Origin of the sequence: Cryobacterium sp. PH31-O1 (assembly GCF_030063455.1) — a bacterium.
Lineage (GTDB): Bacteria > Actinomycetota > Actinomycetes > Actinomycetales > Microbacteriaceae > Cryobacterium.
In genome coordinates this window covers 322,076-329,591 of the sequence record NZ_JASITB010000005.1, presented here as the reverse complement: position 1 = coordinate 329,591, position 7,516 = coordinate 322,076, and the positions used below count along the sequence as shown (strand labels likewise).

3 protein-coding genes are annotated in these 7,516 nt (G+C 63.5%); 2 read left to right on the top strand and 1 reads right to left on the bottom strand.

Features of this window, described 5'->3' with window-relative positions; genetic code table 11:
- Positions 1 to 463: 463 nt before the first annotated feature.
- Positions 464 to 1,357, bottom strand: a complete 894-nt coding sequence (locus QMK31_RS12670) for a DUF808 domain-containing protein (RefSeq protein ID WP_283501302.1) — start codon at positions 1,355 to 1,357, stop codon at positions 464 to 466.
- Positions 1,358 to 1,473: 116 nt separating this feature from the next.
- On the opposite strand from QMK31_RS12670, the gene QMK31_RS12665 reads away from it, so the two are divergent.
- Both QMK31_RS12665 and QMK31_RS12660 read left to right on the top strand, forming a co-directional pair.
- A complete protein-coding gene (locus QMK31_RS12665; protein WP_283501301.1) occupies positions 1,474 to 1,671 on the top strand; it encodes a hypothetical protein in 198 nt (65 codons plus the stop codon).
- Between the two features lie 277 nt (positions 1,672 to 1,948).
- Positions 1,949 to 7,513, top strand: coding sequence for an Ig-like domain-containing protein (locus tag QMK31_RS12660; RefSeq protein WP_283501300.1), 5,565 nt, complete (start codon positions 1,949 to 1,951; stop codon positions 7,511 to 7,513).
- Positions 7,514 to 7,516: the final 3 nt, after the last annotated feature.

The window sequence follows — 7,516 nt, the reverse complement described above, 5'->3', positions numbered from 1 at the left end:
CCACCGCGACAATGGCGGGATTCGAGGCGGTGGTGCCGGAGTTTTCCATGAACATGGGCGTCAGTGCCTCCTTCAGATCCATTTTACCGCAAATCGAACATAAAAGCGAGAGAATCTCAAGAAAACCGCAGGAGCAAAAGTGGCCTGGGAAAGTATCGGAACCACGAGTTCGAGCTAATTTCGCTGTGTGTCGGGCCGTGGGGCGCCGTTCCGTCGGGACTATTCAGCGCCTTGCGTGGCCCAAATCGAAGTCATAAACGAATCCGCATCCTCAAATTGGCCTGCAGGTTCATGCCGCGCCTTTGGGCCAATGCTGCGATCCGCCGGCCGGGCCCATGTTGTGACCGTGGGCCCAGTTTCTAACCTGGGCCCAGGGACGGGGCCCGGGCCCCGTCCCCCAGAACTGCGCTCCCGCGGTTGGGTCGGGGGGCTACGCCTCAACCTGACTCGTACGAGCCGGCGCTCAGGCCGCGACGACGCCTGGCTTGTTGCGCCTGAAGAGCCCCGACATTGCAAAGACGATGCCGACGATGATCAGGCCGAGAATCAGGCCGAACAGCAGTGAGATTGTGGTGTCGGTTAACCAGATGACGGCCGGACCCGCCGATTCGATAGCGCGTGTTGCGGCGTGCAGCACGTCGTAGGGGCCGTGCCAGAAAGTCTCGGCCAGGTTTACAATCACCAGATGCCCGCCGACCCACAACATGGCGACCGTGCCGATGATGCCGATCACACGGAACACGGCGGGCATGGCGACCACGATGCGCGCGCCGGCGCGTCGCACTTGTCGAGCTGGGTTCTTCATCAGTGAAAGTCCGATGTCGTCGATTTTGACGAGCAGTGCGACGGCGCCGTAGACGAGAGCCGTCATTCCGAGGCCGATGACTACCAGGGCGCCGAGGGTCATCCAGATGCCAAAATCGGTGTCGAGACTAGCCAAGGCGATCAGCATGATCTCGGTGCTGAGAATGAGGTCGGTACGAATAGCGCCGAAGATGAGCTTGCCTTCATCCCGCGATTCGGTCTCATTGGTGCTGTGATGCACCCCGAACCATTCGGTCACTTTCTCCGCGCCTTCGAAGCACAGGTAGGTACCGCCGAGAATGAGCAGCCATGGCAACACCCAGGGCGCGAATGCGGAGAGGAGCAGTGCGAGCGGGATGATGATGACGAACTTGTTGAACAGGCTGCCGAGCGCAATGCGCCAGACGACGTGCAGCTCGCGCGCCGGCGACAACCCCTGAACATACTGCGGGGTGACAGCAGCGTCGTCGATGACGACACCAGCCGTTTTTGCACTCGCCTTGAGGGCCGCAGTGAGTATGTCATCGACGACGGCAAGCAGGCCGACCGACATCTGGTTCTCCTCGTGTTTTTCGTCACCCTCGGGACGGGGGACGACAGTGGTGTCCAGAGTACCGCGGGCACGTTGGGAGGAGGCGAGGCAGCAGAGCAAGCAGGTTGCGATTTCCCTTGACTGACTTCTATGACCAGATCGCTTGGTTCTCCGACCCCAACGGTAAATCTTCGCTGACTTCCCTGACCTACGCCCTCCGGGCCGGTTCCTTCGACTTTCTACCGCACGTGCTGGGCCACCTGACGCGTACTGAGGTGTCCTGGCGCATTTCAGACCATTATCCGTTGTGGGTGGAGTTCCATCTGGCTTCGTGAGCCGGTCGACGACGCGGTGCGCGGTTGCTTCCGGCGGGACTTCGATCGTCCTCGTCGGCCGATAAGTAAACGGATGCTGCCGCGATTCAGGGGCGACGTGTTCAAGAAACAGTCCATAGATGCTTTCAGCTAGATGACAGTTGTGTCATAAATGGCCCGTTGAGGACAGCGGTGGTGCACCCTCATCGCATAGAGTCCGCAGCCGCATCCAACGATTGTTAGGGGAATCATGCAATCACCTGCCCGCCCACCCTTCCGCCAAGCCCCAAGACGTCGCTTGGCTGGGCCGGCTGCCGTCGTGGCGCTCGCGCTGCTGATCAGCGGCATCGGTCCCATGGGACTGAGCGATTTCTTCCGGCCCGATGCCGCTGAGGCTGCGGTCCCCATGAGCGCCACAGATACGGCAAAGGTGCCCCACTATTTCGGCCCATACCCCAATTGGGCGAACAGTCCGCAGACGCTGGCGGATGCGATGGTGACAATCAGCGTCGGGACCCCGACGCCGGTTCTGCACGGTAACCCGCTGACCGAGCGTACGTATGCGACGGACTTTGCGAAGCCGACCGGTGAGTTGGGGCCGGTACTGGTCGTGCTCGACCACACCAAGCTTCCCGCCGGCACGCTCAACGACTTTCAAACTTGGAACCAGGGCACCGCAGGAGCGAGCCCGACCACCTCGGCGGGCAACCTCTTCCACGGGCTGGTGCTACGACCGACCGGTCTCGCGGGGGAGTACACCGTCGTCTACACGAGCCCTGAGCTGAAGGTGCCGACGCCGACCGTGGACACCGGAGAGGTCGAGACTTATTTCGTTCCGGCGGTGACAGTTCAGAAGGACGACGTGATCGGCTTCTACGGCCAGGGCATTCCGGTAGACACCGATGTCCCCGCCAATGGCGACACGTTGAGCACGCCAGCCAGCGGCGACCCGACCATGGCCACTAATATCGGCCCGGCCAAGGACAGCACGGTAAAGCTTGGTGCTTCGAACTACCCGGACTTCTCCCACGACCGCACCTACTCCTTTGCGGCCGACGTCACGCCGACCATCACCGACCCGGGCACGGGCGCAGAAGCCACTGCCGCGGTCGACCCGAAAACGGGTGCCATCTCCGGTGTTACCGTGACCAGCCCGGGTGCTGGCTACGCGGTCCCGCCCACGGTGGAAATCACGACGGCCGGGGTTACCCCGACCACGGTGGCGAAAGCCTCCGCCAAGATCGCTACCGGCGTCATCACCAGCATCGACGTCAACGAGACCGGATACGGGTTCACCTCACCCGCGGTGACCCTGACGGGAGGGAACCCCACAGCGGGTTCCGAGGCGCATGCGCTGGCCAGCGGGACTGTCGACAACCTGAAGCTGACCGACGGCGGAACGGGCTATCAGGCCCAGCCACTGGTGAACATCTCCAAGCCTGACCTCGCCGACGGTGAGCAGGCCACCGCCAGCGCCTCAATGAACGCCAACGGCGTGGTCACCGGCGTCGAGATTGCGAACGCGGGCAGCGGGTACACCTCGGCCCCGACAGTGACCCTCACCGACGCCAGCAAGACCGCTCCCGATCAGGCGGCCCAGGTCGAGGCGACCATCGGTGTCACCCGCATCGACGTCATCGACGGCGGGGCGGGCTACGACTCAACACCCGCAGTGACGATCGCCGACACCACGGGCGTGGCCGACAAGGGGGCCAGTGCCACCGCCAAGGTGGCGGTCAAGGGCTCGGTCACTGACATCGTGGTCACCACCCCCGGAGCGGGCTATCTCACCCCGGGGATCAAGAAGTTCGTCGACACCCTCCCCGGGCAAGGAGAGGACAATGCCAACGACCTGGGCCAGTACATTCCGGTCGCCGTGCCCGACACCACCACCTACCCCGGCACCGACTACTACGAGATCGCCGTAGTGCAGTACCGGATGAAATTTCATCGAGACCTCCCGGCAACCCTGCTCCGCGGGTATGTGCAACTGTCGACCAGCGTCGTCCCGGGAAAGAACGTCGCACTCGGCAATGCCAACCTCGACCCAACCCTGCCCGACAGCCCCATCAGCTTCACCGGTGTGGACAAGCCGCACTACCTCGGCCCGACGATCCTTGCCACCAAGAACAAGCCCGTCCGGGTGCTGTTCCGCAACCTTCTGCCCACCGGCGTTGCCGGCGACCTGTTCCTCCCGGTCGACACCTCGGTGATGGGCGCGGGTTCCGGTCCCGACATGATGACGCTCGACCCCGCCACCAAGATCCCAATGGACATGGCAACGGATGAGAAAAGCGTGCTCGACGGTGTGCGCAACCCGATGTGCGGGGAGACTCCAAAACCAACCACGTGCTATTCCGAGAACCGTGCCACTCTGCACCTGCACGGCGGCATCACTCCGTGGATCAGCGACGGCACGCCGCACCAGTGGGTGACCCCGACCGGTGAGAACACCGCGTACCCGAAGGGCGTCAGCGTCAGCAACGTGCCGGACATGCCGGACCCCGGTCCTGGTGCGGAGACCTTCTTCTACACCAACCAGCAGAGCGCGCGGATGATGTTCTATCACGACCACTCGTGGGGAATTACGCGGCTCAATGTGTACGCCGGCGAGGAAGCCGGCTACATGATCACCGACGACACCGAGCAGAAGCTGATGGCTCCCGGTGGCGCCCTCGATGGCCTCGGAATGGGCACCCCGCTCACTATCCAGGACAAGACCTTCGTGCCGAGTGCAAAGCGGATGGCTCAGCTTGACCCCACCTGGGATTCGAAGAAATGGGGTGGTGAGGGCAACCTCTGGCAGCCGCACGTCTATATGCCAGCGCAGAACCCGGGTGACCCCAGTGGGATGAGCTCATTCGGACGCTGGTTCTACGGCCCGTGGTTCTGGCCGCCGGCCAAGGACGCCAAGTACCCGCCCATGGCTAACCCATATTTTGACCCCGCCTGCGACCCGAACGTGGCCGACTTTTGCGAACCGGCACTTATTCCCTCCACACCCAACAACTCGGTCGGCATGGAGGCCTTCCACGACACGCCGGTCGTGAACGGCACCGCCTACCCGACTACGACCATGGAGCCGAAGTCTTATCGGTTCCGGATCCTCAACGGGTCTGACGACCGGTTCTGGAACCTGTCCTGGTACGTCGCCGATCCCGCGACCGGAACGGAGGTCGCACTGAAGTCCAGCGAGGTCTCCATGGCGCAGACCGACCCGGTCGTTATGCCGACGCCGGACACCACGAAGAGCCCCAAGGGCCCTGACTGGATCCAGATCGGCAACGAAGGCGGCTTCCTACCGACGCCGGCAGTGGTCCCCGCGCATGAGACGACGTGGATCACCGACCCGACTCGGTTCGACGTCGGCAACGTCGACCAGCACTCGCTGCTGCTCGCGCCCGCCGAACGGGCCGATGTGATCGTCGATTTCTCCGCCTATAAGGGGAAGACGCTGATCCTCTACAACGACGCACCCGCGGCGTTCCCCGGTCGGATCCCCGGCTACGACTACTACACTGGTGGACCGGATATGTCCCCGGCCGGCGCTCCGACGACCCTGCCCGGCTACGGGCCCGACACCAGGTCGGTCATGCAGGTCAAGGTTTCGAATGCGGCGCCCGCGCTGGCCTTCGACCGCCCGAACACCACGGCAGACCAGATGGGCAAGCTGATGGCGGCGTTTGATCACCACGTCGACGCGGCCGGCAAGCCTGCGGGTGTCTTCGAATCGGGACAGAACCCGATCGTCGTGGGCCAGGCTGCATACAACCAGGCCTACGGCAAGAACTTCGTCGGCAGCGGTTACTGCAACGCGGCGGCCAACCCCGCCGCCAAGTGTGACGGCTTTGCCCGGATCGCGGAGCAGGGAGGTGACCAATTCAAGTTCGACACCCTGTCTGGCAGCCAGCTCAGCATTCCCATCGAGGGCAAAAGCGTCCACGACGAGATGAACTCGGCGAACTTCGACGAGTGGGGCCGAATGAGCGGCAATATCGGTTTGGAAGCGCCCGGAGCGACACCGCTGCTTCAAAACGTCATCCTCTACCCGTACGTTAACCCTGCCACCGAGCTGCTGGACGGCACGAAGGGAACAAACAGCCTCAACGTGACCCCGATCTCCACCAACGCCGACGGCACGCAGATCTGGAAGATCACTCACAACGGCGTGGACACCCATCCGCTGCACTTCCATCTGAACGACGTACAGGTATTGAACAGAGTCACCTGGGACAACATCATCATTCCGCCCGAACCGACAGAACTCGGCTGGAAGGACACCGTGCGGGTCAGCCCCCTGGAAGACACGATCGTGGCGGTCCGACCTATTCTGCCCAAACTCCCGTTCGCCATCCCTGACAGCAACCGGCCACTCAACCCCATGATGCCGCTGGGCGCAAAGGGCGGGGCGACCGGCCCGAACGGGTCGGAAGCGGGGTTCAACAACACCGATAGCAACGGTAATCCGATCGATCCGATCACTAACGTCATGACCAACTTCGGCTGGGAGTACGTGTGGCACTGCCACATCCTCAGCCACGAGGAGATGGATATGATGCGGCCCATCTCGGTCAGTGCACCTCGCACGCTGCCTGACGCGTCGGTGGTGAGCTTTACTCGACCCACGAGCGACGTGCCGCTGACGTGGACCGATGGAACCCCGATATCGATCACCGATCCCACCACCTGGGGCAATGCGAAAAACGAGATCGGTTACCGGATCGAGCGCGCGCCTCTAGCCAATGGCACGATCGGCGCCTACGTCCAGATTGCGACCACGCTGGCGAACGCCACTGCCTACACCGACAAGACCGCCGGAACCGGGCAGTACGCGTACCGGGTCACGGCATGGAACGCGGCCGGGAACACGGTGTCCGCGCCGCTGCTCACGGCTTCCACTACGCCGAAGGTGACGGCCCAGAACCCCGCATCCGGGGCGACGGGGGTGCCGACCAACGTTCGACCGAGCCTCACATTCAACGAACCCGTCACCGGTGTCAGCAACACCACGTTCACGTTGAAGCAGGGCACCACGGCCGTTCCGGCCTCGGTGACCTACAGCACGACGACGCGCACGGCCACGCTCACCCCGACGGCGGTGCTCGCCACTGACAAGCCCTACACCCTTTCGATGACTACGGCCATCAAGAGCGCGTCGGGCGGCTCACTGACGGCCACGAGCTGGGTCTTCACGACCGGACCCAGTCCGACGGTCACCACTACCAACCCCGCCGCCGGAGCCACCGGCGTCGGTTTGGGAACGACGGCCACGCGCACTCCGCTGACCGCGACGTTCAGCGAGGCGGTGACCGGTCTGCCCGCCACCGGTACCAGCACCCCCAACTTCACCCTGAAGCTGGGGACGGCGACCATCGCCTCTAAGGTCAGCTACAACGCCACCACCCGAGTGGCAACGCTGACGCCGGACGCCCCGTTGGTCGGTGACCGCACCTACATCCTGTCGCTGACCAACGCGGTCAAGGACGTGGCCGGAAACCAGCTCACCGCCAAGACGTGGACCTTCATCACCGGTCCCGCCCCGGTCGTCACGGCTCGAACCCCGGCCGTCAACGCCACCAGGGTCAGCCGAACGGCGAACATTACCGCCACCTTCAACGAGACGGTCACCGGTCTGCCGCGTACGGCAGCAGCGAGCGGGAACTTCACCATCAAACGCACGTCGACCGGCGCCGCCTTCACCTCAACGGCCAGCTACTCCAGCACCACGAGGGTGGCGACGCTGAACCCGACCGGAACCTTGCGGGCCAATACCCAATACACCGTCACCCTCAACAGCGGAATCAAGGACACCGCTGGCAACCTGCTAGTCCCCGTCATCTGGACATTCACGACGGGTAACTAGCTG

What these genes read in the sequence shown, in the direction of transcription:
- QMK31_RS12670 (WP_283501302.1), bottom strand. Translation starts at nt 1,357, where the DNA reads ATGTCGGTCGGCCTGCTTGCCGTCGTCGATGACATACTCACTGCGGCC.